Raw genomic sequence first — 18712 nt, 5'->3', positions numbered from 1 at the left:
AGGGAGGGGTGAGGGCCTCCCGATGTGGAGTGGACCCGCCCGAAGTTGGCCCCGAAGAGACCACGACGGCCGTGGGGCGTTTGTGCAGGTCAGAGCCTGACGGCGGCGTCCCTCGCTCACCGAACCAGCAGCGTGCGCCTAGTCACGGTGGTAGTTGACCCGTCCGCGCGCGAGTAGGTCAGCCGCGCCGAGAGGTGCGTGTGGCGGTCCACGGCGCGCACCCGGTACAGCAGGCCGGTGGCGCCGGGGATCGGCGTACCGTCGCGCAGCCACTGCCGACCCACGATGGTGCCGGGGCGCGGCCAAGTTAGGACGGCGAGCACCCCGCCGACCCTCGGGACGCCGATCAGCCACGGCCGCACACCCGTGTCCGGCGCCGGTGACACGCTCGGGGAAACCGACGGGCTCGGACTTGGCGACTGGCTCGGGGACTGGGAAGGCGACTCGCTCGGCGAGGTGGTCGGACTCGGTGACGAGCTGGGCGACTCGCTGGATGGGGGGCTGGAACGGACGCGCGCCAGATCGAGATCGATCGGCGCTGCCTCGGCCCCCCCGACGGCGACCGAAGGTGCCCCGCAGCCGACCGGTGCGTCCGGATACGCCTCGGGGATATACAGCCCGGACGTTTCCTCCGCCGGCTCCGCCACGACGTAGTAGCCCCGCGGGGTGAGGCCGACCGCGGCGTAGTAGCCGTCTGCGTCGACTGGGGCGGAGGCTACGTTGAGGCAAAGTTCTGTGTAGGGAGCCTTTGGCGCCGGGACGGCGGCGAAGAGCCTCACAGCCGCAGGGATCGGTTCACCCGCCCCCGTGACTCGGCCGCGGATGACGCCGGACGTCAGGTTCCTATCGAGTCCCAGGACATCGGTGGTGGAGACCGTGACCCCTTCCCCGTTTGGCCCCCGGGGTGCCAGGTCCACCGGCGCGGAGGCCGGCCCGCTGTACGTACTGCTCACGCGGTACTCCCCGGCCCAGGTCGGCACCGACCACGCACCGTCGGGGTCGGTGAACAGCGTCGCGTAATAGTCCAGCTCACCTGTCGAAGTCAGGCGCTCGACGACTATCGGGACGTGGCGCAGAGCCTTCCCTTGGAACGTGACCCGCCCACCGATGCGCACGGATCCCCGGATCAGGCTGAGGTCCAGCCGGTTGTCGTCCTCCGTGATGACGACGTCGCGGGCGAGCGACACCTCGGGAGCGTCGGGGTGGTACTCCGGCAAGAACCCGGTGGCGGTGGTCTTCACACGATAGGTGCCCGGGGGAGGGCGATCATCCGGTAGCCGCCCTCCTGGTCTGACGTCGACGAGGCATCGGAGCCCCATGACCCGTCCGGGTACTTCCGGTACGCCGTCACCTGCGCCCCGGCGACCGGACCGTCGGGCCCTTCCACGCGTCCCGCGAGGACGGCCAGCCGGAGGAGGATCACGTCCAGGGCGACCGGGTCCGACCCGACTACGACGGGCCCGAGAGGGCCGCCCGGGAGGAGGTACTTCGTGGCGTACCCGCCCTTCGCGAACGTCCCGTTGTAGGTCCCGGCGGGCAGGTCAAGGGAGAACCTGCCCTGCCGGTCCGTCGTCAGCTGGTGGTAGCCCTGGCTCACTCGCTCGCCGGAGAAGGTGACCTCCGCGTCCGCGAGGGGTCGGCCGTCCGAGTCGATGATGGTCCCGCTCACCGATTGCAGCGGCGGCTCCTCGACCTGCGCAACTGCAGTGGTAGTCAGCAGGCTGGAGACCACCAGGATCGGCAGTACAACGATGAGCGCGGTGGGTCCAACGGTGGTCCGCCCCCAGGGCGCGCGGATGCGTGACGACATAGACAGCCCTCCCGAGGCTCGACGCGCCAGCCCCTCCGGATGGACGCCTGGTCCAGGCTAGAGCGCAGAACCTACGGTTCGGTAGCCCATAATCGGGGACGTGTGGGCCGGGTCACACGCGCGGTGATGGGTGGCCCGGGGTGGGACGCGTGCGCCTTTCGGGTTCACTCCGCCCTTTCGTGTGGTTTCGGGGGAACGCGGCCTGACTGCAGAAACGGGGCACTGGGGAACCGTGTTTCCCCGGGGTTCCTCCTTGTACGGGGTACGTGACAGGGGATGCCTGGCTGGTTCCTTCTCGTGGATTCACCACGACGAGAGGACCTTGTGATGGGTGTCGCCTGACCTGCTGGGTCTCGATACAGACTCGGACGGGCTGCTGTCTGAGGCAGCCGGGAAATGGCCCGACTGGATGGAATCCGAGTCGATCTCGGGGGGGGGGCTGGCCGGGTTGGCCGGACTGCGTGACTGGCTGTGGACGCGCCCGGTCGATGCGGACGGGGTGCTCCTGGCCCTGGCGATGCTCGCTGCCCCCGACGGGGCTGACGACGTCGCCGCAAGGTGGCGGCGAACATCCTGGCGGACACCCGGGCCGGGTTCCTGTTGGAGTTGGGCGAGAAGCAGCAGGTGACGCGCCAGGACCGGGTGTGGGCCAACACCAACCTCTTCGCGATCAGCTCGTCGTCAACTGCGGCGGACGGGATCGCGGAGACGTTGGAGAAGATGACGCGGCGGTAGGTCTCCGCCAGGTCCATCGAGCCCATCATCGTCGACGTCGAGGTAGGTGCCGTGCAGCTTGTCTGCTTCGACGGTGTTGGCGAAAGCGACTGCCTCGGCTTTGCGGGCGAAGGTCTTGCGTCGTTGTCGGTCGGCGGTGTCGCGGTAGTTGACGACGTACCGCGGGGTGCCGTCGGCGGCCGGTTTGCCGGTACTAATGCTGGCCATCGTCGCCCCTCGTGTGCCGCGCCGGGTACAGGGACGCGTGGGTGTCGGCGATGACGGCCCGGGGGCGCCGAGCCGGTGGTTGTGTCGGCCACGGTGCTCGGCGATGGGTCATTGGGTTGCTTCGAGGGACAGCGTCCACTGGACGACCATGGCCGCCCGCCAGCGTAGGTGCTTGCCGACGCGGAAACCGGCGGGCCCCTAGCCGGTGGTGCGCCAGGAGTAGATGGTCTGCTTGGTGACACCTAGGTAGTGCGCCACGTCGTCGATGTCCCACAGCTCTTGTGCGTCGACCCACGCGGGGGAGTTGCCCGGAGACGCGTGGCGACGCGAGTCGAAGGGATTCGGTGCTGTCCCGGATCGGGTGGGGTTCGCGGGCATCTGGGCCCTCCCGGTGGCGCGGGTGGTCACGGTCTGTGTGAGCACCTAGGTCCATCGTCACCCGGTGAGCGATCACCCGACCTGCCCGAAGTTGCGGGCGACGCGAGGAGACCGCGACGGCCTCGGGTCGTTGCCACATGCTCGGCCCGGCCGGTCGGGACCGCGTCTGATCCCAGATGTGTAGCAAACTTGGTAACAGCCGAATGGCTAACAACGGCAAACGCCGCCCACCGACCGAAAGGTCGGCGGACGGCGTTTCCGCTGTTCCGGTGTCCCTGGGGGGTCCGGATTAGATGTCGTAGTACAGCTCGAACTCGTGCGGGTGCGGCCGCAGCTGCACGGGCAGGATCTCGTTCTTGCGCTTGTAGTCGATCCAGGTCTCGATCAGGTCGGGCGTGAAGACGTTGCCGACCGTCAGGAACTCGTGGTCGGCCTCAAGGTTGTTGAGGACGGCGTCCAGCGAGGTGGGGACCTGGGAGATCTCGGCCATCTCGTCCGGCGGCAGCTCGTAGATGTCCTTGTCGACCGGGGCCGGCGGCTCGATCTTGTTCTTGATGCCGTCGAGCCCGGCCAGGAGCAGACCGGAGAAGGCCAGGTACGGGTTGGCCGACGGGTCGGGGCACCGGAACTCGATGCGCTTGGCCTTCGGGTTGGACCCGGTGATCGGGATCCGCACGCAGGCCGAGCGGTTCCGCTGGCTGTAGACCAGGCTGATCGGAGCCTCGAAGCCGGGCACCAGACGGTGGTAGGAGTTCACCGTCGGGTTGGTGAAGGCCAGCAGCGACGGCGCGTGCTTCAGGATGCCGCCGATGTAGTAGCGGGCCATGTCCGAGAGCCCGCCGTAGCCGGTCTCGTCGTAGAAGAGCGGCTCGCCCTCGTTCCAGATGGACTGGTGGACGTGCATGCCGGAGCCGTTGTCGCCGAAGATCGGCTTCGGCATGAAGGTCGCGGTCTTGTTGTTGCGCCAGGCCACGTTCTTGACGATGTACTTGAACTTCATCACGTCGTCGGCGGCCTTGAGCAGCTCGTCGAACTTGTAGTTGATCTCGGCCTGACCGGCGGTGCCGACCTCGTGGTGGGCGCGCTCGACGTGCAGCCCGGCGCGCTCCATCTCGATGACCATCTCGTCGCGCAGCTCGCCGAAGTGGTCGTACGGCGCGACCGGGAAGTACCCGCCCTTGTACTTGACCTTGTAGCCCCGGTTGTTGTCCTCGGAGCCGCTGTTCCAGGCGCCCGCCGCGGAGTCGATGTGGTAGAAACCGGCGTTCGCGGAGGTCTCGAAGCGCACGTTGTCGAAGACGTAGAACTCGGCCTCGGGGCGAAGTACGCCGTGTCGCCGATGCCGGTGCTGGCCAGGTAGGCCATCGCCTTGCGGGCGATGTTGCGCGGGTCGCGCGAGTAGGCCTCCCCGGTGAGCGGGTCGTGGATGAAGAAGTTGACGACCAGGGTCTTGGCGACCCGGAAGGGGTCGATGTAGGCCGTGGTCGGGTCCGGGAAGAGCTGCATGTCGGACTCGTGGATGGCCTGGAACCCGCGGATCGAGGACCCGTCGAAGCCGAGCCCGTCGTCGAACACCGACTGGTCGAAGGAGGACACGGGCACAGTGAAGTGCTGCATCACGCCCGGCAGGTCACAGAACCTGACGTCGACCATCTCGACGCGCTCGTCCTTGAGGTACTTCAGCAGTTCGTCGCTGTTTGCGAACATTCGTCCTCCTTGGTCGCACCACGCGGGCGGGACCGACAAAGTCAGGGGTTGGAGCTTGCCGGTGCGGCGCTGCACCGGCAGGGTGCAAACTATGCACGCCCGATTTCTAGACGGTATCCCGATTGTTTCGGGCACGTAACACTTGGGTCGGCCTGTGGGCGCCGAGGCAGCCCCGGATAGCCTGACGGGCGTGATCGAGACCGCCTCCTGGGGACAGCGCATCGTGGCTCTGCTCGTCGACTGGTTCGCCTCCATCCTGGTCGTGATGCTCTTCCTGGGCTATCGCGGATGGGCCGAGGACCCGGCGGCCGGGTGGTACACGCTGGGGGTCTTCGTCATCGAGTCGTCACTGCTCGTCGCCTTCGCCGGCGGCTCCTTCGGGCAGCTCGCCACCCGGCTGCGGGTCCTGCGGGTGGAGGGCGGATACCGGCCGCTGAGCCTGCCGCGCGCGTTCTACCGCCAGGTGCTGGTCGCGCTGGTGATCCCGCCCCTGGTCTTTCGGCCGGACGGGCGCGGGCTGCACGACATGGCGGTGGGGTCCGCGGTCCTCACGCTCAACTCCCTGCGCAAGGGCGGCCAGTAGGCTCAGGGGATCTGCTCTCCTCTCGAAAGGTTGACCCATGCGTCGAAAGACCACTCTGCGCCGTGCCGCAGCGGCACTCGTGCTCCCCGTGGCCCTGACCTCGGTGGCTGCGTGCGGCAGTGACTCATCCGGCTCCGACAAGGCGGCCGACCCCGGGGTGAAGGCGGGCGAGCAGGTGGAGACCAGCGAGTTCATGGACACCTTGAGTGAGTCCCTGGAGAACGCGACCACCGCGCACGTGACCATGACCAGCGAGGGTCAGATGGCCACGAGCATGGAGGGTGACGTGGACTACGCCAGCGAGCCGCCCTCGAGCACGCTCACCATGACCAACGAGATGGCCGGCGACGAGGAGATCAAGGTCGTCATGGTCGACGGCGTCATGTACATGCAGATGGGCGAGCTCTCCGGCGGCAAGTACTTCAAGATGGACCTGAAGGGCGAGGACAACAGCATCCTCGGCCAGGACATGTCCGAGCAGCTCGACCCCACTGCGGCCCTGCGCACGATGGAGAAGTCCATCACGTCCGTCACCTACGTCGGTGAGGAGGATGTCGACGGCGAGGAGCTCGACCGCTACACGGTCGTCATCGACTCAGCCGCGCTGCTCGACGAGACCCTCTCCGGCGCCGAGGACGTCCCCGAGAACACCGGGCTGCCCGAGGAGATCGAGTACGACATCTGGTTCGACGACGAGGGCCGCTTCACCCGCACCACCATGGACATGGGGGAGACCGCGGGCACGATGACGATGACGCTGAGCGACTGGGGCAAGGACGTCGAGATCGAGGCGCCGCCGGCTGACGAGGTCACCGAGATGCCCACGATGCCCGAGACGCCCAGCCCGCAGAGCTGACCTGGGCCCTGCGCGGTCGCGTCTCAGCGGCCGCGCAGGTTGCCTCGCATGCCCTTCATGCTGGAGGGCACGGGGCCCTTGGGAAGCGGCACGTTCGACCTGTTGGCGTCCAGCGCCTTGAGGCGGTTCAGGATGTCGGTGATCTCGGCAGGCTTGACCTGGCGGCCCAGCTTGGTGACGTGCTTGACCAGCTTGGTCAGAGGGACCTGACCCTCACCCCGTCCGCAGACGACCTCGTGGATGGGAGCCTCGGAGACGACGCGCTCGTGCTTGCGCCGCTCGCTGGCCATCAGGGCCTTGAGCCGGGCCGGGCTGGGACCCTCGCCGACGAGGACGATGCCGGGAGGACCCACCACCCGGTGCACCACTTCCTGCTGCTTGGTGAACGCCACCACCGGGTCGACCTTCCAGCCGCGGCGCAGCATGCCTAGGGCGGCGGCCGCCGCGCCCGGCTGGCCCTCCATCTGCGCGTACGCCGCGTTCTGTGCGCGTCGGCCGAAGACGATCAGTCCGGCCAGCACGGCGAGCAGCAGCGCCCCGACCACCGCGAAGATGGTCGAGATCAGGCCGTCACCGGGCAGCAGGGAGATCAGGACGAAGCCGAGCACTCCTGCGAGCAGCGCGGCGCCGAGGATGTAGAGGCCGAGGCGCGGGTCGGTGCGCTTGGCCATCTGGTAGGACCGCACGAACTGCTGACGACGGCTGAGGTTCTCCGGGGCGGGGGTGGACATGTGATGCCTTTGCTGCCTGGGCCGGCGAACAGCCGGCTGCTGTGGGTCGGTCGGGGAGAGGCTTATGCAGTCTGGACGGACGCACGGGCGTCCATGGCCTGACGGTACAGGCGGCCGGCGCGGTAGGACGAACGCACCAGGGGCCCGGACAGCACGCCGGAGAAGCCGATCTCGTCGGCCTCGTCCTTGAGCTCCACGAACTCCTCGGGCTTGACCCAGCGCTCGACCGGGTGGTGGCGTGCGGACGGGCGGAGGTACTGGGTGATGGTGATCAGCTCGCACCCCGCCTCGTGCAGGTCGCGCAGCGCCTGGGAGACCTCCTCGCGGGTCTCGCCCATGCCCAGGATCAGGTTGGACTTGGTCACCAGGCCGAAGTCACGGGCCTGGGTGATCACATCGAGGGAGCGGTCGTAGCGGAACGCCGGGCGGATCCGCTTGAAGATCCGCGGCACGGTCTCCACGTTGTGGGCGAGCACCTCGGGCCGGGACTCGAAGACCTCGGTGAGCAGGTCGGGCTTGCCGTTGAAGTCCGGGATGAGGTTCTCCACGCCCGTGCCGGGGTTGAGGTCGTGGATCGCGCGCACGGTCTCGGCGTAGAGCCAGGCGCCCCCGTCGGGGAGGTCATCGCGGGCGACGCCGGTGATGGTGGCGTAGCGCAGCTCCATCTTCTGCACCGACTCCGCGACCCGTCGGGGCTCGTCGCGGTCCAGCGGCTGCGGCTTGCCGGTGTCGATCTGGCAGAAGTCGCAGCGTCGCGTGCACTGGTCACCGCCGATGAGGAACGTGGCCTCGCGGTCCTCCCAGCACTCGAAGATGTTGGGGCAGGCTGCCTCCTGGCAGACCGTGTGCAGCCCCTCGGACTTCACCAGGGACTGCAGCGCGGTGTACTCCGGGCCCATCCGGGCGCGGGTCTTGATCCACTCCGGCTTGCGTTCGATGGGGGTCTCGGCGTTGCGGATCTCCAGGCGCAGGAGCTTGCGCCCATCGGGTGCGACATTGCTCGACGAGGCGCTTCCGGCGGCGGTGGTGGTCACGCGGCCCAACTGTACGCCGGGACGCACAGTGGTCGCCTCACGGGCGAGCGGCGCTCGGGACCACCAGCTGGATCCGGGGGGTGCGTCCGGGCTCCGGACGCGGATCGTAGTCGGGAGTGGGGGCGTAGTCGGTCCAGTCGAGATAGGTCCGCAGGTGGCGCTCGACCAGCGGGACCACGTCGGTGACGCTCACCGGACGGCCCAGCTCGGCGCTCAGCGAGGTCACCCCGGCGTCGGCGATCCCGCACGGCACGAACCGGCCGTACCACCCCAGGTCGACGTCGCAGTTGAGCGAGAAGCCGTGCATCGTCACCCCCCGGCTGACGCGGATCCCGAGGGCCGCGATCTTGCGCTCGGGACGCCCCTGGGAAGCAGGACCGGGCGGGTCGGCCCGCAGCCAGACCCCGCTGCGCCCGGGGATGCGGGCGGTGGCGACGCCGAGGTCGGCGCACACCTGGATGAGGGCCTCCTCGACCCGGCGCACGTAGTCGACCACCTTGACGTGGTCGGGCAGCCGGACGATGGGGTAGCCCACCAGCTGGCCGGGGCCGTGGAAGGTGATCTTGCCGCCGCGGTCGACGTCGATGACCGCGGCGCCGCCGGGGTCCGCCGGGCGTTCGTGCGGGTCGGTGCGCTTGCCGGCCGTGAAGACCGGCGGGTGCTCCAGCAGCAGCACGGTGTCGGCCCGCTCTCCGTCCGCCACGGCAGCGTGCACCTCACGCTGGAGGTCCCAGGCCGCCAGGTACTCGACCGCGTCCTCCCCGAATCCGGCCACCTGGAGTTCGAAGCTCATGGCCCGACCCTAACCCCGGGGCGCCGGGGCTGTGGACGACGTACGACGGCCAGGCCCGGGAACCGCCAGAGTGTCACCCGTGACTGTGCAGCGAATCGCCACCGCCATGGCCGCCCTGGCCGCGGCGAGCGTCCTGGCCGCCCTCCTGGTGTGGGTCGGCGCGGGCCGCGGCGCCGACCCGGTGCACCTCGCGGCCGGCCCCGGCACGGGCGCGCCACTGGAGGTACTGGCTGCCTGGGACGCCCAGCGGGCTCGGGCCTGGGCGCACGGCGACGTGCCGGGACTACGCAAGCTCTACGTCCCCGGCTCCCGCACCGGACGCAGGGACGCGCGCATGCTCGAGCGGTACGTCGACCGGGGACTCGTGGTGACCGGCCTGACGACCCAGGTGCTCGAGCTGGGACCGGTGCGTCAGGGAACCGACCGGCTGGTGCTGGACGTGGTGGACCGGGTCGCCGCAGCACAGGCGGTGGGAGAGGAGATCCGTACCGATCTCCCGCGTGACCGGCCGTCTCGCCGTCGCGTCGAGCTGCGTCGGCTCGGGGAACGCTGGCTGGTCGTCGAGGTGCGAGACCTGCCGTCCAGCGACTCGGGGGTGAGCACGTCAGGGCCGGGCTGAGAGCCCGGCTGCGAGCACGTCGGCGACGTCGAGGTCCTCGAAGTCGTAGCCGGCCCGCTCCAGGGCCTCGGGCTTGGCGTTGACCGAGCCCAGCACCTCCGGGGCCATGGCTCCGGCGGCGATCGAGATGAGCCGAGCCGGCACGGCGAGGAAGGCGGGCCGATTGACGGAGTCGGCCAGCGCCCGGGTGAACGCGCGGTTGGTGGGCGTGCTGGGGCAGCAGATGTTGAAGGCACCGGAGACGTCGCGGGACTCGGCGAGGAAGGACACCGAGCCGAGCCAGTCGCGCAGCGAGACCAGCGGGAAGTACTGGTCGCCCCGTCCCAGGCGAGCCCCGAGCCCCGCCCGGAAGAGCGGCAGCAGCTGCTTGAGCGGGGGGAGTGCCGGTCCATCACCGGGGCGGTCCGCAGGATGCAGACCCGCGCGCCGGCGGCGGACGCCGGGGCCGCTGCCTCCTCCCACACCCGGGTCACGTGGGTCAGCAGGGCATCGCCACGGGAGTCGCTGGACTCGGTGACCGGGTCGGCACCGTGGTCGCCGTAGATCGAGATGCCGTTGCCGGCCAGGAAGGCAGGGGGGCGCTCCACGCAGGCGATGGCCTCCGCCAGCACCTGCGTGGTCCGTACCCGGCTCTCCCGCAGCTCCCGGCGCCAGGTGGCCGAGTGCGGGTTGCCCGCGGTGGGGGAACCGGCGAGGTTCACCACCACGTGCGCGCCCTCGAGCGTGGCGGGGTCGAGGGCACCACCGTAGGGGTCCCAGCGGAGCTCGCCCGTGCCGGGCTCGCGGCGTACCAGGGTGGTCACGTGGTGGCCGTGGCCGCGCAGGTGCCGCACCAGGTTCGTGCCGAGGAACCCGGACGCCCCGGCGATGACGATGCGCATGGACACAGCCTTGCAGGTGGCTGGGCATGGGTAGGGTCCGAACATGAGGAATCGGGTCGGCGCTGCCCTGATCGCACTGGCGTTGCTGGGGACGCTGCAGGCGTGCACGGCGGACGACAAGGACGACAGGGACGAGCCCACGCCGATCACCGCGGTGGAGACCCCCGTGTCGCTGAGCGACCTGCCCACGGGGGAGCGGGTGGTCGAGGACGTCGCCGCCGCCGCCGAGACGTCGCAGGTCCCGGCCGGCCTCGATCCCCCGCTGCCCTGGATCGCCACGCTCGGCACCCTGCAGCCTGCCGAGCAGCGGTGTGTCGCGCCCTACGCCGCGACGCAGCTCGAGTCTCCCTGCGTGGTGGGCGACCCGGAGGCGACCAAGGAGATCGTGCTGTGGGGTGACTCCCACGCGGCCCAGTGGATGCCGGCACTGACCCAGATCGCGGCACAGACCGGCCGAAGCCTGCGGGTGATGGTGAAGTACGGGTGCCCGCCGCTGCTCGGACTGACCCCGTGGCTGCCCGCGGAGGACCGCCCCTACACCGAGTGCACCGAGTTCAACGGCGCAGCGGTGGAGATGATCCGCGAGGTGGACCCGGAGCTGGTGGTGCTCAGCGGGGCGGTGCGCGGCTCGTCGTTCGTGGTGGACGGCGAGCAGGTGGAGCTCGGCCGCGCAGCCCCGGGCAACGGCTGGCGACTGGATGCGGACCGGGACGAGATCTGGCAGCAGGGACTCGCCTCCTCCCTGGACGAGATCGGCGACGAGAGCCGGGTGGTGGTCCTGGGGGACACGCCGTACCCCGGGGTGGACGCAGGCGTCTGCCTGCCGGCCAACAGCGAGCGGCTGGGGCGATGTGCGGTGCCTCGGAGCCGGGCGGTCATCTCCGAGCACAACGAGGCCGAGGCCGCCACCGCCACCGAGCACGGCGCCGAGCACGTCGACCCGACGAGCTGGGTCTGCACGGAGCAGACGTGTCCTGCTGTGGTTGCCGGCCGGGTCGTCTACTGGGACAGCTTCCACCTGGGACGCAGCTATGTCCTGGGCCTCAGCCGGGCGCTGGGCGAGTCGCTGGATCTCCTCGAGTGAGAGGAGACCCAGCGACCCGGGTCCTGCTCAGACGTCGAAGTGGCCGGACTCCAACCGCTCCTTGACCTCGGTGAGGAAGCGCGCGGCGTCGGCACCGTCGACCAGGCGGTGGTCGTAGGTCAGCGCCAGGAACATCATCTGGCGCACCGCGATCGTCTCGCCCAGGTTGGCGTCGTCGATCACCACGGGCCGCTTGACGACGGTCCCGGTGCCGAGGATCGCCACCTGCGGCTGGTTGATGATCGGGGTGTCGAAGAGCGCGCCCCGGCTGCCGGTGTTCGTCAGCGTGAACGTGCCGCCCGACAGCTCGTCCGGGGTGATCTTGTTGTTGCGGGTCCGGTCCGCCACGTCGCCGATCTTGCGGGCCAGTCCGGCGATCGACAGGTCGCCGGCATCCTTGATCACCGGAGTGAGCAGGCCCTTCTCGGTGTCCACCGCGATCGCGAGGTTCTCCTTGTCGAAGTAGGTCACCTCACCCTTCTCGGTGTCGATCGTGGCATTGAGGCTCGGGTGCGCCTTGAGCGCGTCGATGGCCGCCTTGGCGAAGAACGGGAGGAAGGAGAGCTTGACCCCCTCGCGGGCGGCGAAGTCGGCCTTGACCGAGTCGCGCAGCCGCGAGATCGCCGTGACGTCGACCTCCACCACCGTGGTCAGCTGGGCGCTGACCTGCAGCGACTCGACCATCCGCTGGGCGATCACCTTGCGCAGCCGGGTGAGCGGCTCGGTGCGGCCACGCAGCGGCGAGGCGGCCGGCGCCGGCTGGGAGGCCGCCGGGGCGGACTCCGGCGCCGGGGCGGCGGCCGGGGCGGCCTTCGGTGCGGCGGCGTCGAGGACGTCCTGCTTGCGGATCCGACCGCCCACCCCGGTGCCGGTCACCGTCGACAGGTCCACGCCGTGCTCGGCCGCCATCTTGCGGACCAGGGGCGTCACGTAGGTGCTCTGGTCGTCGTTGCGGCCCGCCGGTGCCGGGGCAGAGTCGGGCTGGCTCGGCGCCTGCTCGGTCTGTGCCGGTGCGGCCTGCTGCGCGGGCTGCTCCTGGCGAGCCGGTGCCTCGGTCTGCTGGGCCGCCGGGGCCTCCTGCTCGGCGACGGGCTGCTGCTCGGCCGGGGCCGCAGGCTCCTCGGCGGGAGCGGACTCGGCGGGAGCGGACTCGGCGGGAGCGGACTGCGTCGGAGCGCCCGAGCCGATGATCGCGAGCTCGGCGCCCACCTCGACGGTCTCGTCCTCGGCGACCTTGACCTCCAGCAGGGTTCCGGCCACGGGGGAGGGGATCTCGGTGTCGACCTTGTCGGTGGAGACCTCGAGCAGGGGCTCGTCGACGGCGACGGTGTCGCCGACCTGCTTGAGCCAGCGCGTCACGGTGCCCTCGGTGACGGACTCACCCAGCGCGGGCAGGACCACTGCGGTGCTGTCTCCGCCCTGGGACGAGGACTCCTGCGCGGCCGGGGCCTGCTCGGCGGGAGCGGCCTCCTCCTGCTGGGCCTCCTCCTGCTGAGCAGGGGCCTCCTCCTGCTTGGGCTCTTCCTGCTGAGCGGGGGCCTGCTCTGCTGCGGGCTCCTCGGCAGGCGCCGACTCCTCCTGGCCACCTGCGCCCTCGCCCTCCTCGCCCACGACGGCGAGCACGGCACCCACCTCGACGGTGTCGTCCTCGGCTGCCCGGATCTCCAGCAGCGTGCCGGCCACGGGGGAGGGGATCTCGGTGTCGACCTTGTCGGTGGAGACCTCGAGGAGGGGCTCGTCGACGGCGACGGCGTCGCCGACCTGCTTGAGCCAGCGGGTGACGGTGCCTTCGGTGACGGATTCGCCGAGTGCGGGGAGGGTGACTTCGGAGGCCATGGGATTCCTGTCGTCTCGTGGTGAGCGGGTAGTTGGGTCAGGAGTGGGCGTGCAGGGGCTTGCCGGCGAGAGCCAGGTGAGCCTCGCCGATCGCCTCGTTCTGGGTGGGGTGGGCATGCAGGAGGGGCGCCAGGTCGGCGGCGTGGCCCTCCCAGTTGTAGATCAGCTGCGCCTCGCCGATGAGCTCGCCCACGCGGTCCCCGACCAGGTGGATGCCCACCACGGGGCCGTCCTTGCGGGCCACGAGCTTCACGAAGCCCTGGGTGCCCAGGATCTGGCTCTTGCCGTTGCCCCCCAGGTCGTAGGTCACCGTGGTGATCTGGTCGACGCCGAACCTCTCGTTCGCCGCGTCCTCGTCGAGACCGCACGAGGCGACCTCGGGGTGGCTGTAGGTGACGCGCGGGATCCCGGTCTCGTCGATGGGGGCCGGGTCCAGCCCGGCGATCTCCTCGGCGACGAAGATGCCCTGGGCGAAGCCCCGGTGCGCCAGCTGCAGGCCGGGCACGATGTCGCCGACCGCGAACACGCCCTCGAGGCTGGTGCGGCACCGGTCGTCGGTGGTCACGAAGCCGCGGTCCATGGCCACGCCCTGCTCGGCACAGCCCAGCCCCTCGGTGGCAGGACCGCGTCCCACGGCGACCAGCAGCAGGTCGGCCTCCAGGACCTCCCCACCCTCCACGGTGACGGCGACCCCCTGGTCGGTGGTCTTGACGCTCTGGAACGGGGTGCCGGTGCGGAAGCCGATGCCGCGCTTGCGGAAGGCCCGCTCCAGCGCCGCGGACGACGAGGCGTCCTCGGCGGCCAGGAGTCGGGGGAGAGCCTCCAGGATGGTCACCTCGGCGCCGAAGCTGCGCCAGACGCTGGCGAACTCGCACCCGATGACGCCGCCGCCCAGCACGATGACCGAGGCCGGGACCCGGTCCAGTGCCAGCGCGTGCTCGGAGCTGATGACCCGGTCCCCGTCGACGTCGAGGCCGGGCAGCGACCGCGAGTACGACCCGGAGGCCAGGACGAGGTGTCGCCCGGAGTACGCGGTGCCGTCGACGGTGACCTCGCGCGGTCCGGTCATCCGGCCCTCGCCCTGGATCACCGTGATGTCGCGGCTGGCGACCAGTCCGGTGAGGCCCTTGTGCAGCCGGCGCACGACGCCGTCCTTGTAGGCGTTCACCGCCGTCATGTCGATGCCCTCGAACGTGGTCCTCACCCCGAACCGGGCGCCGTCCCGGGCGGAGTCGGCGACCTCGGCGGAGTGCAGCAGGGCCTTGGTGGGGATGCAGCCCACGTGCAGGCAGGTGCCGCCGAGCAGGTCCTTCTCGACCAGGCCGACGCTCAACCCGAGCTGGGCCGCGCGCAGCGCGCAGGAGTATCCGCCGGATCCCGCCCCGAGGACGAGAACGTCGAATTCGGCCGCGGCCACGTAATCCCTACCTCCGGTGCTAGGCGTCGGCGTCGGGACGCCGTCACTGCTGGTCCCGCCCCATCTTTGCACTTCTGCCCTCGGTGTCCATCACCGGATACGCGCCACAAGTGACGCGTCACCCGTCACAATGGCGGCATGGGATTGTTCGATCGTCTTCGACGTGGTGGAGGTGCCGGGGTGCGTCGGCCTGGCAAGGCCACCGGCCGCACCGGCTCCACGACGGTGCGCTCCTCGGACAGCACCGACACCCGTCACCTCAACGAGTGGGTGGCCGCGAGGCGCGGCGTGGAGGGATTCGTGGAGCCGCGCACCGCGGTCAGCGACGTGACCCTGCTGCTCGTCGCGCACGACGGGGAGTGGACCCGGCGACGAGTCCCCTCGGTCAAGTGGGCGCACTCGTTCTGCAACCACCACCGGGTGCCGTCCTACGACGCCGCGGTGGTCGGGATCCCCCAGCGGATGAGGGACTACATCGCGCGGGAGAAGCAGCGGGGCCGGGGCTAGTCGCCCGAGACGGTCGAGGAGTCCTGGACCCCGGAACCAGCCGTGGCCGCGAGGTCGCGGGCCAGGTCCACCAGGGTGGTCACCGCGAACCCGGTGCCTCCCGAGGTCCAGTCCCCGAACGGACCGCCGGAGTTGAAGGACGGTCCGGCGATGTCGAGGTGCGCCCAGGGCAGGCCCGCGGTGAACTCGCGCAGGAAAGCGGCGGCGTACAGCCCCCCGCCCCAGCGGACCCAGTCGTGCTGGGCGAGGTCGGCGACCTTGCTGCTCCGGATCCGCTCGCTCATCTCCTCCGGGATCGGCATGGCCCAGTGCGCCTCCCCAGCGCGGGTGCCGGCGGCGATGACCTGGGCGACGACGTCGTCGGTGCCGACGACGCCGCAGACCTTCTCGCCCAGCGCCATCACCATCGCGCCGGTGAGGGTTGCGACGTCGACGACGAGGTCGGGCTGCTCCTCGACCGCCATGGCGAGGGCGTCGGCGAGCACCAGCCGTCCCTCAGCGTCGGTGTTGAGGACCTCGACGGTCGTGCCGCCCCTGATCGTCAGGACGTCGCCGGGTCGCGCCGCGTCACCGGAGACCATGTTCTCGGCCATCGGGGCCCAGGCCGTGACCTTGATCGGCAGACCCAGCGCCGCGATCGCGAACGTGGCCTGGAGCACGGCGGCGGCGCCGGCCATGTCGGACTTCATGGTGGTCATCGAGCTGCCGGGCTTGATGGTCAGCCCGCCGGAGTCGAAGGTGATGCCCTTGCCGACCAGGGCCAGGTGGGTGCTGGCGGCCTCGGGGGCGTACTCCAGCCTGACCAGCCGCGGCGGCGCGTCCGAGCCGCGGCCCACGCCGAGGATCCCGCCGCAGCCCAGCTCCGCGAGCTGGTCCTCCTCGAAGACCTGCAGGGCGATCTTGGGGCACCGCGGCCCTTGGTCGCGGCCTTGTGGGCGGCCGTGACGGCGTCGGCGAACAGGGGCGGGGTCAGGTTGCCCGGAGGCTCGTTGACCCAGTCGCGGGTGGCGGCGACGGCGGCGGCGACCACCTGAGCCTCCTCGAAGGCCGTGATCGCGGCCGTGTCGCGCGCGACCGGCGAGAGCAGGACCACCTCGGCGGGACGGTCGTCCTTGGCGTCCTTCTTGTAGCGGGTGAAGGTGTAGCCACCCAGCAGGTATCCCTGCAGCGCGGCGGCGACCAGAGAGGCGTCCCCGGCGGGCAGGGCCAGCGCCAGCGAGGAGGCGTTCGGCACGCTCCGGGCCGCGACGCCGGCCGCCCGGCGCACCGAGACCACGTCGGTCTCGGTGCCGAGACCGACCAGCACCAGCAGCGGAGCGTTCAGCGTGCCGGCGGTGGGGATCTTGACGCTCTCGCCGCTCTTGCCGCTGACCCCGAGACTTGCCAGCATCGGACGCAGCTTGCGTCCGAAGGCGGCCGCGACGTCCTCGCCGCCGTCGGCCAGCACCGGACCCTTGTCGGTCTTCAGGACACCGACCACCACGGCGTCGGTTCGGGTCTTGGCCGGGCTGGCGCTGCGCAGCGTGTAGGTCGAGGTCACCCCAGCAGGATAGTCACCCCTCTGGGACGGGGCGCCCGTGGTGCGCCCTGCGGTAGGTTCGGCAACCATGTCCTCGACCCCCGACTCGTCGAAGCCCGAAGCCTCCGGATCCGGCCCGCAGCTCAAGCAGTCGCCGCTGCACGACCGGCACCTGGCGCTGGGCGCCAAGCTGGCCGAGTTCGGCGGCTGGTCGATGCCGCTGGAGTACGCCGCGGGGGTCATCAAGGAGCACACGGCCGTACGGGAGTCCGTGGGCGTCTTCGACGTCTCCCACCTGGGCAAGGCGATGGTGAGCGGCCCCGGTGCCGCCGCGCACGTCAACGCCACGCTCTCCAACGACCTCGCCAAGATCCGCCCGGGCAAGGCGCAGTACACCCTGTGCTGCGACGAGGCGACCGGCGGCATCGTCGACGACCTCATCGCCTACTACGTCGACGACGAGCACGTGCTGCTGGTGCCCAACGCCGCCAACGCCGCCGAGGTGGTGCGCCGGCTGCAGGCCTCGGCGCCGGAGGGCGTCACGGTGGTGGACCACCACGACGACTACGCGGTGCTCGCGGTCCAGGGCACCCGCTCCGACGAGGTGCTGGAGGCGATCGGCCTTCCGGCGGGCCACGAGTACATGTCCTTCGTCGAGGCTCCCTGGAGGGACCCCGACGGCCCCGCGGTGGTGGTCTGCCGCACCGGCTACACCGGTGAGCGCGGCTATGAGCTGCTGATGCGCAACGAGGTCGCTGGCGAGGTCTGGGACGCGATCCTCGCCGCCGGGCAGGAGCACGGCATGCTGCCCTGCGGCCTGGGCTCGCGCGACACCCTGCGCACCGAGATGGGCTACCCGCTGCACGGGCAGGACATCACCGTCGAGGTGACCCCCGTCCAGGCGGGGCTGGGTTGGGCGGTCGGCTGGAAGAAGGAGCGCTTCTGGGGCCGGGACGCGCTCGTGGCCGAGAAGGAGGCCGGGCCCAAGCGCCTGCTCCGTGGCCTGGTGGCCACCGGGCGGGGCATTCCCCGTCCGGGCATGTCGGTCTCGCTGACCCGGGACGTCCCGCTGTGCGAGGTCACCTCGGGCACCTTCAGCCCGACCCTGAGGAAGGGCATCGGCCTGGCCCTGGTGCCGACCCTGGTGGCCCCCGACGCCCAGGTGGGTGTGGACGTTCGCGGTCGCCGTGAGATCTTCCAGCTGGTCAAGCCCCCGTTCGTCGACACGTCCGTCAAGGAGTCCTGATGATGCCCGAGGAACCCTCCCGCTTCGCCGCCCCCGGCGCAGGTGACCTGCCCTGGCACTGGGCGCTGCTCGACTCCGCCGGCGCGCCGGTCGAGGTCTCGGCCGAGTACGCCGACCAGCGTTTCGCCAGCCAGGGCGACGCGGAGTCCTGGGTGGGGGAGATCTGGGCCGAGCTGGCCGAGCAGGGGGTGGACGCGGTGACCCTGCACGAGGTCGACCGCGTGGTCTACGGCCCGATGTCCCTGCACGCCTGAGCGGGCACGCCATGACCGTGCGCGCCGCGACCCCCGACGACGTACCGGCGATCCTCGCGCTGATCCACGAGCTCGCGGTCTACGAGCGCGAGCCGGACGCGGTGCGGACGACCGAGGCGGACCTGGGGCGGGCGCTGTTCCCCGCCGACGGACCCGCCGCAGCGTTCTGCCACGTCGCCCTGGACGGCGAGGTCGTGGTGGGCATCGCGGTGTGGTTCCTGAGCTTCTCGACCTGGACCGGTCGGCACGGCATCTGGCTCGAGGACCTCTTCGTCAGCCCCGCGCACCGGGGTCGTGGCCTGGGCAAGGAGCTGCTGCGCACCCTGGCCGAGATCTGCCTGGCCCGGGGCTACACCAGGCTGGAGTGGTGGGTGCTGGACTGGAACGCCCCCTCCATCGCCTTCTACCAGGCACTGGGGGCGGTCGCCCAGGACGAGTGGACGACCTACCGCCTCGACGGCGAGGCGCTGTCGGTCCTGGGAGGGAGCCCGGGGCGGGCTCCCCGGCCGTCGTGA

Annotated in this window: 19 protein-coding genes and 3 pseudogenes; 9 read left to right on the top strand and 13 right to left on the bottom strand. The window is 70.7% G+C overall.

The features are described 5' to 3' along the window. Window positions 1-116: 116 nt before the first annotated feature. Both C0R66_RS19020 and C0R66_RS11320 read right to left on the bottom strand, forming a co-directional pair. Window positions 117-1241, bottom strand: coding sequence for a hypothetical protein (locus C0R66_RS19020; protein WP_199286646.1), 1125 nt, complete (start codon window positions 1239-1241; stop codon window positions 117-119). Beyond that, the gene (locus tag C0R66_RS11320; protein WP_101524786.1) at window positions 1238-1810 is read right to left on the bottom strand and encodes a carboxypeptidase-like regulatory domain-containing protein; all 573 of its coding nucleotides are present in this window, start codon (window positions 1808-1810) and stop codon (window positions 1238-1240) included. Before C0R66_RS11320 ends, C0R66_RS19020 begins: the two co-directional genes overlap by 4 nt. A gap of 558 nt (window positions 1811-2368) precedes the next feature. On the opposite strand from C0R66_RS11320, the gene C0R66_RS18690 reads away from it, so the two are divergent. Then, window positions 2369-2545: a hypothetical protein gene (locus C0R66_RS18690; RefSeq protein ID WP_158648009.1), complete on the top strand. Its 177-nt coding sequence runs from the start codon at window positions 2369-2371 to the stop codon at window positions 2543-2545. A gap of 405 nt (window positions 2546-2950) precedes the next feature. Here C0R66_RS18690 and C0R66_RS19505 read toward each other — a convergent pair whose 3' ends face one another. Then, window positions 2951-3175 carry a helix-turn-helix domain-containing protein gene (locus C0R66_RS19505; protein ID WP_240311674.1) on the bottom strand — a complete coding sequence of 75 codons (225 nt, stop codon included), beginning with the start codon at window positions 3173-3175 and terminating at the stop codon, window positions 2951-2953. A 244-nt stretch (window positions 3176-3419) separates the two neighbouring features. Beyond that, window positions 3420-4837 (bottom strand): annotated as a pseudogene (gene glnA, locus C0R66_RS11310) (type I glutamate--ammonia ligase). Window positions 4838-5027: 190 nt separating this feature from the next. Here glnA and C0R66_RS11305 point away from each other — a divergent pair. Both C0R66_RS11305 and C0R66_RS11300 read left to right on the top strand, forming a co-directional pair. Further along, on the top strand, window positions 5028-5420 hold the full coding sequence (locus tag C0R66_RS11305) for an RDD family protein (RefSeq protein ID WP_240311675.1): 393 nt from the start codon (window positions 5028-5030) through the stop codon (window positions 5418-5420). Window positions 5421-5457: 37 nt separating this feature from the next. Further along, window positions 5458-6276: an SCO4651 family lipoprotein gene (locus tag C0R66_RS11300; protein ID WP_101524785.1), complete on the top strand. Its 819-nt coding sequence runs from the start codon at window positions 5458-5460 to the stop codon at window positions 6274-6276. A 23-nt stretch (window positions 6277-6299) separates the two neighbouring features. On the opposite strand, the gene C0R66_RS11295 is transcribed toward C0R66_RS11300, so the two are convergent. From C0R66_RS11295 to lipB, 3 genes are all read right to left on the bottom strand, one after another. After that, window positions 6300-7007 carry a DUF4191 domain-containing protein gene (locus tag C0R66_RS11295; protein ID WP_101524784.1) on the bottom strand — a complete coding sequence of 236 codons (708 nt, stop codon included), beginning with the start codon at window positions 7005-7007 and terminating at the stop codon, window positions 6300-6302. Window positions 7008-7069: 62 nt separating this feature from the next. Then, a complete protein-coding gene (gene lipA, locus C0R66_RS11290) occupies window positions 7070-8041 on the bottom strand; it encodes a lipoyl synthase (protein ID WP_101524783.1) in 972 nt (323 codons plus the stop codon). A 37-nt stretch (window positions 8042-8078) separates the two neighbouring features. Further along, the gene (lipB, locus tag C0R66_RS11285) at window positions 8079-8834 is read right to left on the bottom strand and encodes a lipoyl(octanoyl) transferase LipB (protein ID WP_101524782.1); all 756 of its coding nucleotides are present in this window, start codon (window positions 8832-8834) and stop codon (window positions 8079-8081) included. A 79-nt stretch (window positions 8835-8913) separates the two neighbouring features. Between lipB and C0R66_RS11280 the strand changes: the two genes are divergently transcribed. Next, window positions 8914-9453 carry a hypothetical protein gene (locus tag C0R66_RS11280; RefSeq protein WP_158648008.1) on the top strand — a complete coding sequence of 180 codons (540 nt, stop codon included), beginning with the start codon at window positions 8914-8916 and terminating at the stop codon, window positions 9451-9453. On the opposite strand, the gene C0R66_RS11275 is transcribed toward C0R66_RS11280, so the two are convergent. Beyond that, the gene (locus C0R66_RS11275; RefSeq protein WP_101524780.1) at window positions 9439-9915 is read right to left on the bottom strand and encodes a DUF1731 domain-containing protein; all 477 of its coding nucleotides are present in this window, start codon (window positions 9913-9915) and stop codon (window positions 9439-9441) included. The genes C0R66_RS11280 and C0R66_RS11275 overlap by 15 nt on opposite strands. Window positions 9916-9968: 53 nt before the next feature. After that, window positions 9969-10334: pseudogene (locus tag C0R66_RS20300) on the bottom strand (NAD-dependent epimerase/dehydratase family protein); the annotation flags it as partial. A 43-nt stretch (window positions 10335-10377) separates the two neighbouring features. On the opposite strand from C0R66_RS20300, the gene C0R66_RS11265 reads away from it, so the two are divergent. Next, a complete protein-coding gene (locus C0R66_RS11265; RefSeq protein ID WP_101524779.1) occupies window positions 10378-11418 on the top strand; it encodes an SGNH hydrolase domain-containing protein in 1041 nt (346 codons plus the stop codon). Between the two features lie 27 nt (window positions 11419-11445). On the opposite strand, the gene sucB is transcribed toward C0R66_RS11265, so the two are convergent. Together sucB and lpdA are read right to left on the bottom strand one after the other, a co-directional pair. After that, on the bottom strand, window positions 11446-13254 hold the full coding sequence (gene sucB / locus C0R66_RS11260) for a 2-oxoglutarate dehydrogenase, E2 component, dihydrolipoamide succinyltransferase (RefSeq protein ID WP_101524778.1): 1809 nt from the start codon (window positions 13252-13254) through the stop codon (window positions 11446-11448). Window positions 13255-13291: 37 nt separating this feature from the next. Next, complete coding sequence (gene lpdA, locus C0R66_RS11255) at window positions 13292-14671, bottom strand: dihydrolipoyl dehydrogenase (protein ID WP_101524777.1); 1380 nt, start codon at window positions 14669-14671, stop codon at window positions 13292-13294. A 180-nt stretch (window positions 14672-14851) separates the two neighbouring features. Between lpdA and C0R66_RS11250 the strand changes: the two genes are divergently transcribed. Continuing rightward, complete coding sequence (locus C0R66_RS11250; protein WP_241901419.1) at window positions 14852-15178, top strand: hypothetical protein; 327 nt, start codon at window positions 14852-14854, stop codon at window positions 15176-15178. Here C0R66_RS11250 and C0R66_RS19500 read toward each other — a convergent pair. Together C0R66_RS19500 and C0R66_RS19495 are read right to left on the bottom strand one after the other, a co-directional pair. Then, on the bottom strand, window positions 15175-16023 hold the full coding sequence (locus tag C0R66_RS19500; protein ID WP_241901665.1) for a leucyl aminopeptidase family protein: 849 nt from the start codon (window positions 16021-16023) through the stop codon (window positions 15175-15177). The genes C0R66_RS11250 and C0R66_RS19500 overlap by 4 nt on opposite strands. Window positions 16024-16355: 332 nt before the next feature. Further along, window positions 16356-16787: pseudogene (locus tag C0R66_RS19495) on the bottom strand (M17 family peptidase N-terminal domain-containing protein); the annotation flags it as partial. Between C0R66_RS19495 and gcvT the strand changes: the two are divergent. From gcvT to C0R66_RS11230, 3 genes are read left to right on the top strand one after another with little or no spacing between them, the layout of a single operon-like run. After that, window positions 16786-17943: a glycine cleavage system aminomethyltransferase GcvT gene (gene gcvT, locus C0R66_RS11240; protein WP_101524776.1), complete on the top strand. Its 1158-nt coding sequence runs from the start codon at window positions 16786-16788 to the stop codon at window positions 17941-17943. The pseudogene C0R66_RS19495 and the gene gcvT sit on opposite strands and share 2 nt — an antisense overlap. After that, window positions 17943-18197 (top strand): hypothetical protein, encoded by a 255-nt coding sequence (locus C0R66_RS11235; protein ID WP_241901418.1) that lies wholly within the window; start codon window positions 17943-17945, stop codon window positions 18195-18197. The genes gcvT and C0R66_RS11235 overlap by 1 nt, the downstream gene beginning before the upstream one ends. Window positions 18198-18208: 11 nt before the next feature. Beyond that, a complete protein-coding gene (locus C0R66_RS11230) occupies window positions 18209-18712 on the top strand; it encodes a GNAT family N-acetyltransferase (protein WP_101524775.1) in 504 nt (167 codons plus the stop codon).

It is taken from the genome of Nocardioides houyundeii, from assembly GCF_002865585.1.
Classification (GTDB): Bacteria; Actinomycetota; Actinomycetes; order Propionibacteriales; family Nocardioidaceae; genus Nocardioides; species Nocardioides houyundeii.
The sequence above is the reverse complement of the archived record's forward strand: the minus strand, read 5'-3'. Positions and strand labels throughout refer to the sequence as shown.